At 33.4% G+C, this 18053-nt stretch carries 17 protein-coding genes; all 17 read left to right on the forward strand.

Going from position 1 to position 18053, the window contains the following annotated elements:
* The first annotated feature begins 1 nt into the window (after nucleotide 1).
* The 17 genes from LNP27_RS04140 to LNP27_RS04220 all read left to right on the forward strand — a co-directional run bounded on the left by LNP27_RS04140 (nucleotide 2) and on the right by LNP27_RS04220 (nucleotide 18045).
* Nucleotides 2-592, forward strand: a complete 591-nt coding sequence (locus LNP27_RS04140) for a globin family protein (RefSeq protein WP_229943254.1) — start codon at nucleotides 2-4, stop codon at nucleotides 590-592.
* Nucleotides 593-1086: 494 nt separating this feature from the next.
* A complete protein-coding gene (gene hemA, locus LNP27_RS04145) occupies nucleotides 1087-2346 on the forward strand; it encodes a glutamyl-tRNA reductase (RefSeq protein WP_229943255.1) in 1260 nt (419 codons plus the stop codon).
* A 60-nt stretch (nucleotides 2347-2406) separates the two neighbouring features.
* Entirely contained in the window at nucleotides 2407-3327 is a 921-nt protein-coding gene (gene hemC, locus LNP27_RS04150; RefSeq protein WP_229943256.1) for a hydroxymethylbilane synthase, read from the forward strand.
* Nucleotides 3328-3339: 12 nt separating this feature from the next.
* Nucleotides 3340-5082 carry a TrkH family potassium uptake protein gene (locus LNP27_RS04155; RefSeq protein ID WP_229943257.1) on the forward strand — a complete coding sequence of 581 codons (1743 nt, stop codon included), beginning with the start codon at nucleotides 3340-3342 and terminating at the stop codon, nucleotides 5080-5082.
* Between the two features lie 10 nt (nucleotides 5083-5092).
* Complete coding sequence (locus LNP27_RS04160) at nucleotides 5093-5803, forward strand: potassium channel family protein (protein WP_229943258.1); 711 nt, start codon at nucleotides 5093-5095, stop codon at nucleotides 5801-5803.
* Nucleotides 5803-6459, forward strand: a complete 657-nt coding sequence (locus tag LNP27_RS04165; protein ID WP_229943259.1) for a uroporphyrinogen-III synthase — start codon at nucleotides 5803-5805, stop codon at nucleotides 6457-6459. Before LNP27_RS04160 ends, LNP27_RS04165 begins: the two co-directional genes overlap by 1 nt.
* 41 nt (nucleotides 6460-6500) lie before the next feature.
* On the forward strand, nucleotides 6501-7526 hold the full coding sequence (hemE, locus tag LNP27_RS04170; protein WP_229943260.1) for a uroporphyrinogen decarboxylase: 1026 nt from the start codon (nucleotides 6501-6503) through the stop codon (nucleotides 7524-7526).
* 5 nt (nucleotides 7527-7531) lie between these two features.
* Nucleotides 7532-7912, forward strand: a complete 381-nt coding sequence (locus LNP27_RS04175; RefSeq protein WP_229943261.1) for a hypothetical protein — start codon at nucleotides 7532-7534, stop codon at nucleotides 7910-7912.
* Entirely contained in the window at nucleotides 7912-8820 is a 909-nt protein-coding gene (gene hemF, locus LNP27_RS04180; protein ID WP_229943262.1) for an oxygen-dependent coproporphyrinogen oxidase, read from the forward strand. Before LNP27_RS04175 ends, hemF begins: the two co-directional genes overlap by 1 nt.
* A 91-nt stretch (nucleotides 8821-8911) precedes the next feature.
* Nucleotides 8912-9910 (forward strand): porphobilinogen synthase, encoded by a 999-nt coding sequence (gene hemB, locus LNP27_RS04185; protein WP_229943263.1) that lies wholly within the window; start codon nucleotides 8912-8914, stop codon nucleotides 9908-9910.
* Between the two features lie 129 nt (nucleotides 9911-10039).
* Nucleotides 10040-10426, forward strand: coding sequence for a c-type cytochrome (locus tag LNP27_RS04190; protein ID WP_229943264.1), 387 nt, complete (start codon nucleotides 10040-10042; stop codon nucleotides 10424-10426).
* Between the two features lie 133 nt (nucleotides 10427-10559).
* A complete protein-coding gene (locus tag LNP27_RS04195) occupies nucleotides 10560-11039 on the forward strand; it encodes a hypothetical protein (protein WP_229943265.1) in 480 nt (159 codons plus the stop codon).
* The gene (locus LNP27_RS04200; RefSeq protein ID WP_229943266.1) at nucleotides 11029-11229 is read left to right on the forward strand and encodes a helix-turn-helix transcriptional regulator; all 201 of its coding nucleotides are present in this window, start codon (nucleotides 11029-11031) and stop codon (nucleotides 11227-11229) included. Before LNP27_RS04195 ends, LNP27_RS04200 begins: the two co-directional genes overlap by 11 nt.
* 54 nt (nucleotides 11230-11283) lie before the next feature.
* Complete coding sequence (locus tag LNP27_RS04205) at nucleotides 11284-11754, forward strand: methylated-DNA--[protein]-cysteine S-methyltransferase (RefSeq protein WP_229943267.1); 471 nt, start codon at nucleotides 11284-11286, stop codon at nucleotides 11752-11754.
* Nucleotides 11755-11867: 113 nt separating this feature from the next.
* Nucleotides 11868-12581 carry a 3'-5' exonuclease gene (locus LNP27_RS04210; protein WP_229943268.1) on the forward strand — a complete coding sequence of 238 codons (714 nt, stop codon included), beginning with the start codon at nucleotides 11868-11870 and terminating at the stop codon, nucleotides 12579-12581.
* A 105-nt stretch (nucleotides 12582-12686) separates the two neighbouring features.
* The gene (locus tag LNP27_RS04215) at nucleotides 12687-14126 is read left to right on the forward strand and encodes a nucleoside recognition domain-containing protein (RefSeq protein ID WP_229943269.1); all 1440 of its coding nucleotides are present in this window, start codon (nucleotides 12687-12689) and stop codon (nucleotides 14124-14126) included.
* A gap of 724 nt (nucleotides 14127-14850) precedes the next feature.
* Nucleotides 14851-18045, forward strand: a complete 3195-nt coding sequence (locus tag LNP27_RS04220) for a SusC/RagA family TonB-linked outer membrane protein (RefSeq protein WP_229943270.1) — start codon at nucleotides 14851-14853, stop codon at nucleotides 18043-18045.
* Nucleotides 18046-18053: the final 8 nt, after the last annotated feature.

The following is an 18053-nucleotide window of genomic DNA, read 5'->3' on the forward strand; positions in this document are numbered from 1 at the left end:
TATGAAAAATTATTCAAAAATTACACTTGGTGTATTATTCGTTGCCTCCACAGCGTTCACTTCATGTAGCAACGACGACGACGTTCCAGCTCCAATGGTTAAAGCAAGTATCTACGAGCGTTTAGGTGGATCAAAAATGGTAGCTGATCCAGATATGCCTGGACAAATGATAGAGGCAGGACGTTTATCTTACCGTAAAGTAGTAAACTCAACGGTTGGGTTGATTGTTGCCGATGTTCAAAATAAAGCTCCAGGAAATTTAGGAGCTCACTTTGCACCGTTGTTAACAGAAGTTGCTGCTGGAAATACTACTAAATTAGCTGTTTTAGTTGACAACTTGACTGATTTCTTCTCGTTTAATACAGGTGGAACTAATGCAGTAAATACCTATACAGGTCTAAACATGGTTGCTACTCACGATCCTGCTCAAAACCCACGTATGGGAACGAAATCTAGCGATGCTGATTTTACAAAATTTGAAGGCTATGTAGGTGCAGCAGCAGTTGCTAATGGCGTTAAATCGGACACTGAGTTGTACAAAGATATTGTTGTTGTATTAGAGTCTATCAGAAAGCCAACGGTACAAAAATAGTACCCTTTTGAGATTAAAAACGCTACTCATTTGGAGTAGCGTTTTTACTTATTAAACCCATTTTAATCTGATTTTTATGAAAAACAGTATAATTTCATAATTCATTTATTTTTAAAATCAAATGATATTTGGTTTTAAATTAACTTATTATCAAATGTAAATTTGTCTGTTAGTAATCCAAAAAATATAAATCGTCATTGTGATTTATATAATCTTAAAAAAAGTTAAAATAATTGTAATTAAATTTAACTTTTTAAGAACCCTAAGCGATATTTTTTCGTATCTAATATAGGAAATAGCAGTGTTGTTATTTAGAATTATTCTATACAAATAACTAAATAATACCTGATTTCACTCTATTTTTGAATAGAAACTGTTTTGTAAATGTTATTTTGATGTAATTTGTCGCTAAGCGATACAAAAAGCACTTGCAGCGTTGTTTTTATAAAATAGTTAATAATAATTTTGTAGAACTTTTTTAGGAAAAGTATAATATGGAAAAATTCAACATGTCCAAAAACAGCACTTTCTATGCTTTAGGTTTAAGTTATAAAAAAGCAGACGCAACAATTAGAGGTAAATTTAGTTTAGATGCTAAAGCTCAGTCAATTTTATTGATGCAAGCCGAAGCCGAAGGAATAGAGTCATTGATTGTTACTTCCACATGTAATAGAACTGAAATCTATGGTTTTGCTAAACATCCTTATGAATTAATCAAACTACTTTGTGAAAACAGTAATGGCTCGGTAGAAGAGTTTCAAGAAGTAGCTTACATATATAAAAATCAAGAAGCTATTAATCACATGTTTCGTGTAGGAACTGGATTAGACAGCCAGATTTTAGGTGATTTTGAAATTATTAGCCAGATCAGAAATGCTTTTAATTTAAGCAAGTCTAATGGTTTGATAAATACGTTTATGGATCGTTTAGTTAATTCAGTTATTCAAGCGAGTAAACGAATTAAGACACAAACTGATATTTCTTCTGGAGCTACTTCAGTTTCATTTGCTTCTGTTCAATACATTTTTAAAAATGTTGATGACATTGCTAATAAAAATATTTTACTTTTTGGAACAGGAAAAATAGGTAGAAACACTTGTGAGAATTTAGTTAAGCATACTAAACACAGTCAAATTACCTTAATCAATCGTACTAAAGATAAAGCAGAAAAACTAGCTAAGAAGTTGAACGTAGTGGTAAAGGATTACGCTGATTTACAATTAGAGTTACAAAAAGCAGATGTTGTAGTAGTTGCAACTGGCGCTCAAAACCCTACAATTGATAAAACAATTTTAAATCTAAAGAAACCTTTATTAATTTTAGATTTATCAATTCCTAAAAATGTTAATGAGAATGTCAAACATATTGACGGAGTTACATTAATTCACATGGATCAATTAGCTCAAATTACTGATGAAACTTTAGAAAATAGAAAACAACATATTCCACAAGCAGAATTAATTATTGAAGAAATTAAGGAAGAATTTAATTCTTGGAATAAAAACAGAAAATTTGCACCAACTATTCAGGCTTTAAAAGAAAAATTAAATTCTATTAAAGAGGGTGAGCTTAATTTTCAAAGAAAAAAAATAACTAATTTTCACGAAGAACAAGCTGAATTAATTAGCAATAGAATCATTCAACAAATCACTAAACATTTTGTAAACCATTTAAAAGATGGCGAATCAATGGAGGAAGGAATTGAATGGATTGAAAAAGTATTTCAGTTAGAACAAGAGAAATCTTTTTTCTAAATTAAATGATGCAAACTAATCTCGCTAATTAGTGTAGATTTGTGTAAAAATAAAGGAAAAGTGGTTGAAAAAATAATAAGAATAGGAACACGCGACAGTGAACTCGCACTCTGGCAAGCACACACAGTCGAAAAAAAACTAAACGATTTAGGCTATAAAACTGAAATTACGGCCGTAAAATCGCAAGGAGATATACTTCTCGACAAACCACTTTACGAATTAGGAATCACAGGAATCTTTACTAAAACATTAGACATTGCCATGATTAATGGTGAGGTGGATATTGCAGTGCATTCCATGAAGGATGTCCCTACTGCTTTGCCTAAAGGAATCGTTCAAGCAGCCGTTTTAGAAAGAGCTAATACACTCGATATTTTAGTTCATAAAGGGAATCTTGATTTTCTTAATGGATCAGGGACTATTGCAACCGGAAGTTTACGTCGCCAAGCGCAATGGTTTAATAGATATCCTAGTCATACTGTGGTTGATTTGCGCGGAAACGTGAATACAAGATTAAAAAAGTTAGAAGATAGTGACTGGAAAGGTGCAGTTTTTGCTGCGGCAGGATTAGAAAGATTAAATATAAAACCTTCAAATTTCATCAGTCTAGATTGGATGATTCCAGCGCCAGCTCAGGGAGCAATGGTGATTGTTGCTATGGCAAATGATGAGTTTTGTAGAGATGCAGTTGCTGAATTAAATGATATTGAAACTGAGGTTTGTACGCATATAGAAAGACAGTTCCTGAAAACTTTAGAAGGTGGTTGTACAGCTCCAATAGGTGCTTTAGCAACAATAAACGAAGATGAAATTACTTTTCAAGGGGTTTTATTCTCTCTTGATGGCAAAGAAAAATTAGAGATTAATAAAACAGTTCCGTTAGAAGAATGGAAAAAATTAGGGTATAATTGCGCTAAGGAAATTTTAGATAATGGTGGAATTCGCTTAATGGAAAGTATTCGTAACGATTTAAAAAAATAATTTTATCTCATTATGAAAAATGAATCCTTACTCAATTATTTATATCGCTTTTTCGATATTATCGTATTGCTGTTTATAGTTTTTGACTTTGGGTATGATTTTCAGGATAACTATAATTCTCCTCATGTTGTTGCTTTAATTCTTCTTTCATTTGGTCTTTTAGGTTTTAATTCTTTCAAATATTTTAATTATACTTTCAAAAGAAATAAAAGAGTAGTCTTGATTAACATGATTATTCTAGGATTTCTTTTACTTATGGCTTCCATAATTTGGTTCCTTAATCGCACTTTACCCTCGTATTATGTATTGCAAAAAATAAAACCAGTTCTTGAAGGAGGTTTAATTGTTTACTTTTTACTGCGATTAATGGTTTTTGTACGTCATATTTATGATATCTACTTTAATCCAGCCATTGTTTTTGTAGGGAGTTTTATGATTTTAGTTTTAATTGGTGCTTTTTTACTAATGCTACCAAGTGCTACTACAGGTTCTATAACGTTTACCAATGCGCTTTTTACCGCTACTAGCGCCGTGTGTGTAACTGGTTTGACTGTAGTAGATACTGCATCCGATTTTACTATTGTTGGTCAATCCATAATTATAGTTTTAATTCAATTGGGCGGAATTGGAATTTTAACTTTTACGTCATTTTTCGCCTTTTTCTTTAGAGGAAGTTCCTCGTTTAAGGAAGGTTTGAATACTCGAGATTTTATTGCTAATGAAGGCTTAAGTGATGTTTTTAGAGCAGCGCTAAATGTGGTTATCTTCACGTTATCTGTAGAATTAGTGGGAGCGCTGTTTATTTATTCTTCTATAATTGATAATGCAATTATTGAGCATAAATTTTACTTTTCGTTGTTTCATTCCATATCCGCATTTTGTAATGCGGGATTTTCAACATTACCGGGAGGAATTTTAAACACAACCGTGAAGTTTAATTATTACCTGCAATGGATTTTGATGTTGATGATTATTCTTGGCGGTTTAGGTCACAATATTGTTTTTAACTTTTATCACTATTTAAAAACATACGTATTTGCGTTCTTTGACAAGAAAGTAATTCACAAAAAAGTTAGAATCATTACTCTAAATACGAAAATAGTACTTTATACGACAGCTATCTTATTAGTAGGAGGTACTTTATTTCTATATATTTCTGAATATAACATTACTTTATTGCAACATAATACGGTTTTTGGCAAAATAACCGCAGCAGCTTTTAATGCAGTGTCACCTAGAACCGCTGGTTTTAGTGCAACTGATTATGGTGAAATGGGAGTTCCATCCTTGCTCTTTGTTATTTTATTGATGTGGATAGGTGGTTCACCAGCCTCAACAGCAGGCGGGATAAAAACGAGTACTTTTGCATTAGCAACTTTAAATATAGTGGCAGTTGCAAGAGGGAAAAGTAGAATTCAATTGTTTGGTAGAAGGATATCAGCGGATTCTACGTCGCGTGCCTTTGCCATTTTGTCAATTTCATTAATTACCATAGGCATCTCTATTTTGGCCGTTTTAATATTTGAGCCAGAAGGAACGCCTTTATTAACAGTTGCTTTCGAGTGTTTCTCGGCATATAGTACTGTTGGTTCTAGTATAAATTATACGGCAACACTTACCGAGCCTAGTAAATATGTCATTATTTTGACTATGTTTATCGGCCGTATAGGAATGCTCAACTTAATGGTGGGGTTATTACGTAGATTGAATCATCAGTTTTACGAATATCCAAGAGAAAATATTTTAATTAACTAAACTTGCTCAGATGAAAATAATCGTATTTGGTTTAGGAAATTTCGGAATGTCATTGGCGATAAGCCTAACCGAAACAGGAAATGAAGTCATAGGTGTCGATAGAAATATCGAGAAAGTGAATTTAGTTAAAGATAAGATCTCGCATGCAATTGCAATGGATTCTACTAATGAGTTGTCTTATGAAGCCTTGCCTTTAAAAGATACTGATAAGGTCGTTGTTGCTATTGGAGAGAATGAGGGAGCTGCCATTATCACTACTGCTATTATTAAAAAATTAAGCGATGTAAAAATTATCAGTAGAGCTTTATCACCCATTCACGATACGGTTCTTGAAGCGATGGGAATTCATAGCATTGTGCATCCTGAGCAAGAATCAGCGGATAGATTAACAAAGCAAATCAATTTTAAATCTACTTTAGAGAATTACCAATTAGACGATAATTACACTATTTCTGAAGTAAAAGCAAAACCAGAATTCTTTGGAAAAACATTAGAGACCTTAGATACAATTGATAAATATCATTTGACGCTAGTTACTATTATTCGAAAAAGAGAAAAGAAAAATTTAATCGGTAAAAAATCAATTGTTAAAGAAACTATTGGTCGTCCTTCTCCAGATACTATTGTTTTAGAGGGCGATATTTTAGTGGTATTCGGATACAATAAAGATATAGAAACATACTGTTTAGGGCAGGAAGAATACCAAAAAAGAAATTACTAATGATTCAGATACTATCTACAAAAACACTCTTGAATAATCAAAGAGAAGCATTAGTAAATGCAGATTTTAATGTCATTGAGGCAGATTTTATTAAAACGAAAAGTAACCCTTTTCAATTAAATGAAATTAATGAAAATTTGATATTTACGAGTCAAAATGCAGTGCAGAGTTTTTTATTGGATCCAAAATCGGAAGCATTAAAATCAAAGAATGTTTTTTGCGTGGGTTTGAAAACCAAAATTATGCTGTCTGAAAATGGCTATAATGTGGTCGCTTACACCGGTTACGCCGAAGATCTAGCCGAAATAATTACGCTAATTTATGCTAGTGAAAGCTATACTTTTTTTAGTGGAAACTTAAGAAGAGAGACTTTGCCAAAGGCTTTAAAAGATGCAAAAATAAAATTCAATGAAATTCAGGTTTATGAAACTACGTTGACGCCGCAGAAAATAAAATCCCCTGTGGAAGCCATATTGTTTTTTAGTCCATCTGGTATTGAAAGCTATTTAAAAGAAAATAAAATTAAAAATGAGACTTGTTTCTGTATAGGAACAACAACTGCAAGTGCACTTGAAGGAATAACAAAAAACATTGTCGTTGCAGATCAACCCACCATTGAGGATGTGATTGAAGAAGTAATTGCTGAGTATAAATAATCCCCCTAACTCGCAACAGCGAGGAATAAAAAGAAAGAATTATGATTAAGAATGACCTATTTTTAAAAGCATTAAAAGGAGAAACTGTACAACGTCCGCCGGTATGGATGATGCGTCAAGCAGGAAGATATTTACCTGAATTTATCGCTTTACGTGATAAATACGATTTTTTCACTCGTTGTAGAACTCCTGAAATTGCAGCAGAAATAACAGTGCAACCTATTCGTAGAATTGCTCCAGATGCAGCGATTTTATTCTCTGATATTTTGGTAGTACCACAAGCAATGGGACTTGAAGTGATTATGAAAGAAAATTTTGGTCCATTTGTGCCAAATCCAATTCGTACGATTCAAGATGTGGAACGTGTAATTGTTCCAGATATTCAAGAAACTTTAGGATATGTAATGGACGCAATTAAATTGACTAAAGAAATGTTGAACGATGAGGTGCCCTTAATTGGTTTTGCAGGTTCACCATGGACAATTATGTGTTATGCAGTAGAAGGACAAGGATCTAAAAGTTTTGATAAAGCAAAAGGATTTTGTTTCCAATATCCAGAAGCAGCACATGTTTTATTACAAAAAATTACCGACACTACTATTTTATACTTAAAAGAAAAAGTAAAAGCAGGCGTAAACGCAGTTCAAGTTTTTGACTCTTGGGGCGGAATGTTATCTCCTGCTGACTATCAAGAATTTTCTTGGAAATATATCAACCAAATCGTTGAGGCTTTAGCCGATGATGCACCGGTGATTGTTTTTGGAAAAGGATGTTGGTTTGCTTTAGGTGAAATGGGGAAAAGTAGAGCTTCTGCATTAGGAGTTGACTGGACTTGTTCACCAAGAAACGCAAGATATTTATCAGGCGGAAACATCACTTTACAAGGAAATTTTGATCCATCAAGATTGTTGTCACCAATTCCAGTTATCAAGAAAATGGTACACGAAATGATTGACGAATTCGGTAAAGACAAATACATCGTGAATTTAGGTCACGGAATTTTACCAAATATTCCTGTGGATCATGCAAAAGCGTTTATTGATGCAGTAAAAGAATACAACCAATAGCTTAAATGTTAAACAAAGGATTAAGAGATAAAGAAAGCGAACGAATAGACAATGTGCTAAAGACTTTGCTTTCTTTGGTTTTTATTCCAAGATTCTGGAATATAGAAGACACGAGTCTTATCGATTATCAGTTAAAAAATTTCGGATTAACGACACCAGTTTTGATTGCTATTGATCAAAATGAATTAATAGAATTATTGCGTAGATTGCATTTAGATTTTAATCAGCAAGAACAATTTGCTGATTTTTTAGTTGCTTTCTCAAAAGAAAATCCGTTTGATTTAAGGAAAAAATCAATTGCAGTTTACGAGCATATTCAATCGGAGAGTAAAACATTTTCGTTTGGAATATTTAATAAAATAGCTTTGGCAAAAGCCAGTTTATAATGAAAAATAAATTTTACGCATACATACAAAACTTGCAAGATCAAATCGTTGCAGGATTAGAAGCAGTTGATGGTGAAGCCAAATTCCGTGAAGACATTTGGGAACGACCAGAAGGCGGTGGAGGAAGGACTCGTGTAATTGAAAACGGAAACGTATTTGAAAAAGGCGGTGTCAATATTTCAGCAGTTCATGGGAAATTACCAGACAGTATGCAAAAACTATTCAACGTAGGTGAAGCTGATTTTTTTGCTTGCGGACTGAGTTTAGTTATTCATCCAAAAAGTCCAATGGTTCCAACGGTTCACGCGAACTGGCGCTATTTCGAAATGTATGATGATCATGGAAATGTAATCAACAGCTGGTTTGGTGGCGGACAAGATCTTACGCCTTATTACTTATTTGAAGAAGATGCAATTCATTTTCATCAGACCTGTAAAACCGCCTGTGATAAACACAATCCAGAATTTTATACTAAATATAAAAAACAATGTGATACTTATTTCTGGAATGCACACCGTTTTGAAGCCAGAGGAATTGGTGGGTTGTTTTTTGATTACTGCAAAGAAACCGAAGATATGAAAATGGAAAATTGGTTCAACTTTGTTTCAGAAGTGGGGAATAGTTTCTTAGAAGCTTATGTTCCCGTGGTAGAAAAAAGAAAAAATGTACCATATTCAGCCGCTCAAAAAACATGGCAAGAAATTCGTCGTGGTCGTTATGTCGAGTTCAACCTAGTTCATGACAAAGGCACTTTATTTGGTTTAAAAACTAATGGTCGAATCGAGAGTATCTTGATGAGTTTGCCGCCGCATGTGCAGTGGGTTTACGATCATAATCCAGAAACAGGAAGCGAAGAAGAGAAATTAATACAAGTATTAGAAAATCCAAAAAATTGGATTGCAGATTGATGATTAACGATTTTTGATTGCAGATTTTCTGTGGTCACCTATTTGTTTTAAATCATAAATCAGCAATCGTTAATCTAAAATCACAAATCAAATGTTCCCATTACAAAGAGGTAGAAGATTACGCGTCAACGAATCCATTCGTTCTTTAGTTCGCGAAACCACATTAAGTCCAAGTGATTTTATGTTTCCAATGTTCATCGCAGAAGGTGAAAATTACAAAGTAGAAATTTCGTCTATGCCCGGAATTTTTCGTCGTTCAGTAGATTTAACGGTTTTAGAAGTTAAAGAATTATTCGATTTAGGAATTCGTGCCGTAAACATCTACGTAAAAGTTGACGAAAGTTTAAAAGATAATACAGGAAAAGAAGCTTGGAATCCACATGGATTGATGCAGCGCGCCATCAAGGAAATCAAAGCGGCTTGCCCGGAAATGATTGTAATGCCCGATGTGGCACTGGATCCATATTCTATATACGGTCATGACGGAATTATTGCTAATGGTGATATAGAAAATGACTCCACTAATGAAGCATTAGTAAAAATGGCAGTTTCTCATGCCGAGGCCGGAGCTGATTTTGTTGCTCCATCTGATATGATGGACGGGCGTGTTTTACGTTTGCGCCAAGGATTAGATGTTGCAGGTTTTCAAAATGTGGGTATCATGAGCTATTCCGCTAAATATGCATCTGCTTTTTACGGACCATTTAGAGACGCGTTAGACAGCGCGCCACGAGAATCTGACGTTGTGGTTCCAAAAGATAAAAAAACCTACCAAATGGACTATTCTAACCGTCTTGAAGCTATTAAAGAAGCCTTGTGGGATGTTGAAGAAGGTGCTGATATGGTTATGGTAAAACCAGGAATTGCTTATTTAGATATCGTTCGCGAAGTTAAGAATGCAGTGAACGTTCCAGTTACTGTTTTTCATGTTTCGGGAGAATATGCTATGATTAAAGCAGCAGCTGAAAGAGGTTGGCTGGATCACGATAAAATCATGATGGAGCAGTTAATGTGTATCAAAAGAGCTGGAGCTAGTTTGATTTCTACTTATTTTGCCAAAGAAGCTGCGATACTTTTACAAAAGAAATAGTCGTAAAAATTAGAAATTGAGGTTCTTAGAGAAAATTAAGGTATATTTGAAGATAAGTTAAATTCAACCAAGCAATTGGATGGATTGATATATTTTGGAATTTAAATAATTTTAATTAAAGAAATTAACATGAGAAAGACCTTATTATTGTTTGCTGTTTTAGCCATGGCTTCTTGTAAAAAAGAAGAAACAAAAAAAGAACCATTATATCCTACTTCGACTGAGGAGATTGTGCAAACTCCTGAAGAGTTAGGTGCAGAGATTTTCAAAGGCAAAGGAAATTGTGTAGCCTGTCATCAGCTTGATAAGAAAGTTGTGGGGCCAAGTATTCAAGAAATTGCTAAGATTTACAAAGATAAAAATGCAAATATGGTAACTTTTCTTAAGGGAGAAGGAGAGCCAATTGTGGATCCAAGTCAATACGAAGTGATGAAAGCTAATTTTGCTATTACTAAAGCGATGTCAGATGAAGAATTAAGCGCATTAGAAGCTTATGTTTACTCTAGTTTGAAGTAGTTTTTATATAAAAATTTAAAAAAATCCATATGAATTTAATTCTTGTGGATTTTTTTATGAATTCAAATGTAAAGTTTTCTTGTCTTTTTATAAAGAAAACTTTACATTTGAATTTAATTTTAAATTTATTATTATGAAAACTAATTATTTATTTCCGAATTCGTTTAAAAATGTTAGTGGGATTGTTTTCCTACTTTCATTATTGGGACTAATTTTTGTTCCAATAATTAATAAAGACGCCGAAACAATTAAGTTAGAAATAAATGTTTTTGCAATACTTTATGATGAAGGTCTTTCAACTAAAAGTTTAGCTTGGATTAATGATGACATTTTTCCAGAAATAATTGGAGTTGTGTTGATACTGAGCGGGATTATATTTGCTTTTTCAAAAGAAAAAACCGAGGACGAAATGGTTTCCAAAATACGATTGGAAAGTTTGGTTTGGGCAACTTACGTGAATTATGCTTGTTTGCTATTTTGTATACTTTTTATTTATGGGCTTCCGTTTTTTAATATAATGGTTTATAATATGTTTACCTTATTATTAATTTTTATAATTCGTTTTCATTGGATGCTTTTCCAAAATAATACCCTTGCAGGAGATGAAGAATAATGTCAAAGTACAAAGAGCGATAGCTAATATTACGCAAGCAGGATTGGCTGATAAAATTGGTGTAAGTCGGCAAACTATCAATGCAATTGAAACAGGAAAATATGTTCCATCTACTGTTTTAGCCTTGAAAATGGCAAAATTATTCGGGAAATCCGTTAACGATATTTTTGAACTTGATGAAACGGATTAATATTATTTTTTGAAGATTTGTTTAATTCCTTATTAATTTTTTTATCTTTAAAATATGGAAACAACTCACATCAAAACGCCTTTAGGTGTAGCCAAAATCATAGGTGATGAAAATGGTATTTCGCTAATTTCCATATCAGATGAAGGTAAAATTTCAGAGACTATTCCTGTAGTTTTACAAGAAGCTGTTACTCAGCTTAATGAATATTTCGAACGAAAAAGAATTGATTTTAATTTCAAATTAAATCCGAAAGGTACTGATTTTCAAAAGAAAGTTTGGAAAGGTTTACTCGAAGTCCCTTTTGGTAAAACAAGAACTTATTTAGAACAATCTAAGATTTTAGGAGATGTCAAAGCCATTCGAGCTGTGGCTTCTGCCAATGGAAAAAATCCACTTTGGATTGTAGTTCCTTGTCACCGTATTATTGGATCTGATGGTTCTTTGACTGGTTACGCAGGGGAATTATGGCGTAAGAAATGGTTGCTGGAACATGAAAACCCAACGATGCAACAAAGTTTGTTTTAGAATAAATACTAAAAGTGATATAATTTTTTAAATTCGTATTTAATTCTTTCGATTTACATAGAAAAGAAATCCGTTTTAATCTGTAAAATCCGCGTCATCTGCGTTCCATCACTATGATAGAAAAAATCCACCTTAACAACATTCTATTTCTTGACATCGAAACCGTTCCGGAAGCCGAAGATTTTAATGCTTTGGATTCAGAAATGAAAGAACTTTGGGAACACAAAACCCAATACCAGCGTAAAGACGAATTTACAGCCGAAGATTTTTATGATCGAGCTGGAATTTGGGCTGAGTTTGGAAAAATTGTTTGTATTTCGGTGGGATATTTTACCATAAAAGGGGATATTCGAAACTTCAGAGTCACTTCTTTTTTTGGTGATGAAAAGAAATTATTGCTTGATTTTAATAATTTGCTAAACAATCATTTCAATCAACCACAACATGTTTTATGTGGACATAATGCTAAGGAATTTGACATTCCGTTTCTGGCTCGGCGCATGATTATCAACCAAATCGCCATTCCTAATAAACTAAATTTATTTGGTAAAAAACCTTGGGAAATTCCACATTTAGATACATTAGAGCTATGGAAATTTGGCGACTACAAGCACTATACTTCACTAAAATTACTCACTAAAATTCTAGGAATTCCTTCTCCAAAAGGTGATATCGATGGCAGTCAAGTAGGTCACGTTTTTTATGTAGAAAAAGACATTGATCGCATTGTAAACTATTGTGAAAAAGACACTATCGCTGTAGCACAAATTTTCTTGAGATTACGTCGTGAGGATTTGTTGATCGAGGAGGAGATTATTCATGTTTAAATAATTGATTTCAGGTACAAGTTCAAAAATAAATATTAGTTTTAGCAATTGATATTCGGTATTGCAGTTTTTATTGATTTTTTACATTTACAAAAATTATAGATTATGGTATTAAGCAGATTTTGGTTGGTTATTTTTATTTCGTCAATTGTTTTTGTCGTTTTTAGTTTATTCATTGGGAACACTTATACCATTGATCATGTTTTGAATGGAAAAAAGGACGATCCGATTTTAGTTTCGGAAAAATACATTGAGCAACTTCCTGCTTTTATTAAAGATAGTATCATGAAAGCGCCTGATCAAACTTTGATTGTGGACATGGATACCAATAATGCTGATACCACTTATGTGTTTAAAAATAAAACCGTTAAAATTTACAGCGGTGTTCAAAAATCTGATGGATTATTGCCCACTTGTAAAAGTACTTTACTAGATTTAATTATTCCGTTGATTGCCTATTTAGCTTTTTTCTGCGGACTAATGGAACTTTTAATTATTTCAGGTGCATCTGGTAAATTAGCTAAAGCATTGAGTCCGGTTTTTGTAAAAGTATTTCCGAGCATTCCCAAAAATCACCCCTCTATATCGTATATGACATTGAACTTTGCTGCCAATTTCTTGGGATTAGATTCGGCTGCAACTCCTTTTGGACTTAAAGCGATGGAGAGCCTGCAAGAAATAAATCCTGACAAAGACAAAGCCAGTGATGCGCAGATTATGTTTATGTGTTTGCATGCCTCAGGACTTACTTTGATAGCTACGTCAATTATTGGGTATCGTGCTGCTGCAAATGCTAGTAATCCTGCTGATGTCATGTTACCTTGTATTATTACTTCTTTTATTGGTACGATTGCTGCTTTTTTAATTGTTGGAGTTAAACAAAAAATCAATTTTAAAAGTGCTTCCTTAGTGGCTGTATTAATGGCCTTGATAGCTGGAATTATTGGTTTGTTGATGTATGTGAGTCATTTAGATTTAGTCGGAAAAAACTATTTTACCTCTAATCTTTCCGCTTTAATATTGGTTGGAATTATTGCTTTCACTTTGATTTTTTCATTTATAAACGAGAAGAAGTTTGGTGAGGCTGATACTACTGTATATGATGCTTTTGTAGTAGGAGCTAACAATGGTGTGAAAACAGGAGTTACTATTTTCCCTTACGTATTAGGAATGTTAGTTGCAATTTCGTTGTTTAGAAATAGTGGTTTGTTCGAAATTATAAGTGATGGTATTGCCTTTTTCTTTTCGAATATGGGTGTAAACAAACAAATTACAGATGCATTGCCAGTTGCATTATTGCGTCCGTTTAGTTCAGCAGGTTCAAGAGGATTTTTGATCGATTCGATGAATACTTTTGGTGCAGATTCTCTAACGGCTAGATTAAGCAGTATTTTTCAATGTAGTGCCGAAAGTACTTTTTATGTGATTGCGGTTTACTTTGGTTCAATAAATGTTAAAAACAGCCGATATGCTTTAGGAGCGATGCTTCTGGTTGATGTGATTTGTGTGATTACAGCTATTTTTGTGGCGAGTTGGTTTTTTTAAAGTAAAGCTAACTTTGTTGAGGTGTTAAAAACCACGAATTTCTATTTTGAAATTCGTGGTTTTTTGTTTTTGAAGAGTATTTTATACCATTTCAGCTTTGTTTTTACTGTAATAAGCTTGAACAATCACACCTTCTTAAATGAACTTTTATGTCTTATATGGTGAGAAATGTAAACCATATAAGGCATATAAGTTCATTTAAGTTTAAAAAATGGATTGCAGTAAATTCTAAGTTTAATTGGTATTAGAGGTATGCCATATTGTTAACTGGGTTTTTTTCAAGAAAATCCTTTCTTTTATTGTTTGCACAAAACGTATGATTTTACCAGTAAAAATAAGGTTTTTCTTTTTTTAAATAAAAAAAATAAATAATTTTGTGTTCGTGCACATTTTTTATGATTTTTTATTGTTTTATTAAAATTTAATGTATAGTTTCGTCAAAGTTAAAAAAGAGTTAAGCAAACTTAAATTTTTGTTAAATATTTTGGACTTCTAGAGAAGAATTTACGGTTAAACTATTGAATAGGGAACACAAATTATTCTTTGTAAAGGAGTTTGGATAAACAATATAAACAATCGAAAAACAACACGAAATTCTTGAAATACAAATTTTATTAGCTGATTGCGATTTTTATTAACCATAACGTTACAGCTAATCCAAAAGAAACTCTAAATAAGAGCTATTATTATATACCATTTATTAACTATTAACTAAACCAATTTTATGAAACAAAATTTACACTCGTTAGAGTCTAGAATGTTTAAGGAGAAAAAGAGATTAGTTCCTTGGACATTAAAAAAGTCAACGATGTTATGTGTTGTGTTATTAAACATGTCGGCTTTTGCAAACACCGAAGAGTTAACTGCTAATTCTCTAATTACAGTTAACTATAATGAAGGAGTTAAAAAAATTGATTTTCAAAAGATCATTATTACAGGGAAGGTTACGGATAGTAACGGTGCGCCGGTACTCGGTGCTAATATTGTTGAAAAGGGTAAAACTAATGGAGTACAAACCGATTTCGAAGGGAATTTTTCTATTTCAGTAGACAAAAAAGATGCTGTTTTAGTGATTTCTTATATTGGTTTTAAAACTAAAGAATATCCTTTAAAAGGACAGTCTTCTGTAAGCATTCTGCTCGAAGATAGTTCTTCGACTTTGGAAGAAGTAGTTATTGTAGGTTACGGAAAACAAAAAAAGCAAAGTGTAGTTGGTTCTCAAGCTACTATTTCAGCAAAAGATTTGAGAAATCCTACTGGGAGCCTTACTGCTGCAATAGCTGGAAGGGTAGCGGGAGTTGTTGCCACCCAGAGAGGAGGCGGACCTGGAGCTGCAGGAGCTGATTTATTCATTAGAGGTATTGGTACATTTGCGAGTAGTCCACAATCCCCTTTATTGGTTGTTGATGGTGTTCCGGATCGAAGTATAGACAATATTGATCCTGAAGATATTGAAAGTTTTACAGTACTTAAAGATGCAACAGCTACAGCGGTTTATGGAACAAGAGGAGCCAATGGTGTTATTTTGATTAACACTAAGACTGGTAAAATTGGCAAGCCAACCATTAATGCAGAATACAATCATGGAGTAACAAAATTCACCGAACTCCCTGAGTTTGTTGATGGTCCATCTTTTATGAGGTTATATAATGAAGGGCTTCAGATGAGAGGAAGAACACCATTCTATAGCGAAGAACGTATAGGATTGCATGAAAGCGGTATCGACCCAGATTTGTATCCTAATGTTAATTGGTATGATGTTTTGTTTAATAAATATGCTAACAACGATAGGGTTACAGTCAATGTTAATGGAGGTTCTGAATCTGCAAACTATTATCTTTCGGCAGGTTATTACGGAGAGACTGGTTTGTTTAAAACAGAAAATATCGATTCATACAGTTCTCAATTAAAGCTGAACAGGTTTAATTTTACTAGTAATTTGAACTTAAAAATTACATCAAAGACGAAATTAGATTTTGGTTTGAACGGTTATATTACCGATTACAACCGACCAGCATTCGGAGTGAATGAAATTTTTGGACTTGCTACAGCTTCAGCTCCGCATACCATGCCTGCCCAATACAGTAACGGACAATGGCCGCAAATTAAAGGAGCATTACAAAGCCCATATATGGCTTTAACTCAGTCTGGTGTAACTAATCAGTCTAGTAACACGGTACGAACTAATCTAAGATTAACACAAGATCTAGATGTACTTTTAGATGGGTTAAGTGCAACAGCAATGTTTGCTTATGATATTAATAATAGTTCTAATTTAACCAGATCAAGAACTTTACAAACTTATTTTGCAACAGGTCGTGACGCTAATGGAAATTTAATAACTGAAATTTCATCTCCTGGATCAGACCAATTGGGCTTTGGACTTACACGCTTTGGAGATAAAAGATTGTACGTAGAATCAGCACTAAATTATGCTCAGCGATTTGGTGAGCACGATGTATCTGGATTGTTATTGTTTAATCAATCTGATTATAAAGATGCATCTTCACGTGTTGATAGTTATAAAGCCGCTATTCCATATAGACAACGTAATTTCGTAGGACGAGCAACTTACGGATATGCTAGTAAATATTTTGCAGAGGCCAACTTTTCTTATTCGGGTTCAGATAACTTTGTAGAAAGTGAACGCTACGGGTTCTTTCCTTCTTTTGGAGCAGGATGGATTGTTTCTAATGAGAAATTTTTTGAACCTCTTGCAGATATAGTTTCACTATTCAAATTACGCTATAGTTATGGACTTTCAGGAAACGCAGCGGTAAGTAATCCAAATTTAAGATTTTTATATCTTACTACAATTGGTGATAGCGGCGGTTATACCTTTGGTGCTCCTGGCTCGCAGCAATCTTTTACTGGATATAATGAGTCACGAATAGGTGGTGATGTACGATGGGAAACCTCATACAGACAGAATTTAGGTGTTGAGCTTAAATTCCTTAATAATGATTTAGGACTTACTGTTGAACTTTTTCAGGAAAAGAGAGAAGGAATTTTACTCCCTAATTATGTGATTCCATACATTTCTGGATTTACAATAGGTAATATACCTTACAACAACGTAGGAAAAACAAATAATAAAGGGATAGATATAACTCTTGACTACAATAAGAACTGGAATAAAACAGATTTCTTCACTTTTAAAGGTACTTTTAATTACAACAAAAATAAAGCTGTATTTGATGGACTACCGGAGTGGAAATACCCATACCTAAATAGAATAGGTCAATCTATTAGTCAACGTTTTGGTTACATATCTCAAGGTTTCTTTGAGAGTGAAGACCAAATTCAGAATGCTGCAAAGCAATCAGGCGATGTACGACCAGGCGATTTACGCTATAAGGATCTAAACGGAGATGGAGTTATTAATAGTAGTGACCAGACCGCTATAGGTTACGGAAGCACACCACGTATCGTTTATGGTTTAAACTTTGGTGGAGGTTATAAAGGTTTTGATATTAGTTTATTCTTCCAAGGTACTGCTATGGTAGATTTTAATTATGCTGGAGGTTTTGGAACTACCCCATTCTCTCAAGGGGCAAGTTATGGTAATATGTACACTACAATTAATGACAGATGGACACTAGAAAACCCTAATCCGAATGCGTTTTATCCACGATTATCTACAAATCAAGATCAGACTACTAACTATTATACCAGTACGCACTGGATTAAAAGAGCTGATTACATAAGATTAAAACAAGCTGAATTAGGTTATACTTTCAAGGATAATAGTTTTTTAGATAGATACGCTATTCAAAAGCTGAGAATATTTCTGAGCGGAACTAATTTATTTACAGTTTCACCTTGGAAATACTGGGACCCAGAGCTTGGTGATGGAAGGGGTGCCGCATATCCTAATATAAGTGTGTACAATGTAGGTGTACGTTTTAATTTTCAATAAATATGACT

Origin of the sequence: Flavobacterium galactosidilyticum, from assembly GCF_020911945.1 — a bacterium.
In the GTDB taxonomy this organism is placed as follows: Bacteria; Bacteroidota; Bacteroidia; order Flavobacteriales; family Flavobacteriaceae; genus Flavobacterium; species Flavobacterium galactosidilyticum.

Excerpts from the sequence above, each read along its gene's own strand:
- LNP27_RS04205 (WP_229943267.1), top strand. The coding sequence starts at position 11,284 with ATGGAAACAACTCACATCAAAACGCCTTTAGGTGTAGCCAAAATCATA.
- LNP27_RS04210 (WP_229943268.1), top strand. The coding sequence starts at position 11,868 with ATGATAGAAAAAATCCACCTTAACAACATTCTATTTCTTGACATCGAA.
- LNP27_RS04215 (WP_229943269.1), top strand. The coding sequence starts at position 12,687 with ATGGTATTAAGCAGATTTTGGTTGGTTATTTTTATTTCGTCAATTGTT.
- hemF (WP_229943262.1), top strand. The coding sequence starts at position 7,912 with ATGAAAAATAAATTTTACGCATACATACAAAACTTGCAAGATCAAATC.
- LNP27_RS04175 (WP_229943261.1), top strand. The coding sequence starts at position 7,532 with ATGTTAAACAAAGGATTAAGAGATAAAGAAAGCGAACGAATAGACAAT.
- LNP27_RS04190 (WP_229943264.1), top strand. The coding sequence starts at position 10,040 with ATGAGAAAGACCTTATTATTGTTTGCTGTTTTAGCCATGGCTTCTTGT.
- LNP27_RS04220 (WP_229943270.1), top strand. The coding sequence starts at position 14,851 with ATGAAACAAAATTTACACTCGTTAGAGTCTAGAATGTTTAAGGAGAAA.
- LNP27_RS04140 (WP_229943254.1), top strand. The coding sequence starts at position 2 with ATGAAAAATTATTCAAAAATTACACTTGGTGTATTATTCGTTGCCTCC.
- LNP27_RS04200 (WP_229943266.1), top strand. The coding sequence starts at position 11,029 with ATGAAGAATAATGTCAAAGTACAAAGAGCGATAGCTAATATTACGCAA.
- LNP27_RS04160 (WP_229943258.1), top strand. The coding sequence starts at position 5,093 with ATGAAAATAATCGTATTTGGTTTAGGAAATTTCGGAATGTCATTGGCG.
- LNP27_RS04165 (WP_229943259.1), top strand. The coding sequence starts at position 5,803 with ATGATTCAGATACTATCTACAAAAACACTCTTGAATAATCAAAGAGAA.
- hemA (WP_229943255.1), top strand. The coding sequence starts at position 1,087 with ATGGAAAAATTCAACATGTCCAAAAACAGCACTTTCTATGCTTTAGGT.
- LNP27_RS04195 (WP_229943265.1), top strand. The coding sequence starts at position 10,560 with ATGAAAACTAATTATTTATTTCCGAATTCGTTTAAAAATGTTAGTGGG.
- LNP27_RS04155 (WP_229943257.1), top strand. The coding sequence starts at position 3,340 with ATGAAAAATGAATCCTTACTCAATTATTTATATCGCTTTTTCGATATT.
- hemB (WP_229943263.1), top strand. The coding sequence starts at position 8,912 with ATGTTCCCATTACAAAGAGGTAGAAGATTACGCGTCAACGAATCCATT.
- hemE (WP_229943260.1), top strand. The coding sequence starts at position 6,501 with ATGATTAAGAATGACCTATTTTTAAAAGCATTAAAAGGAGAAACTGTA.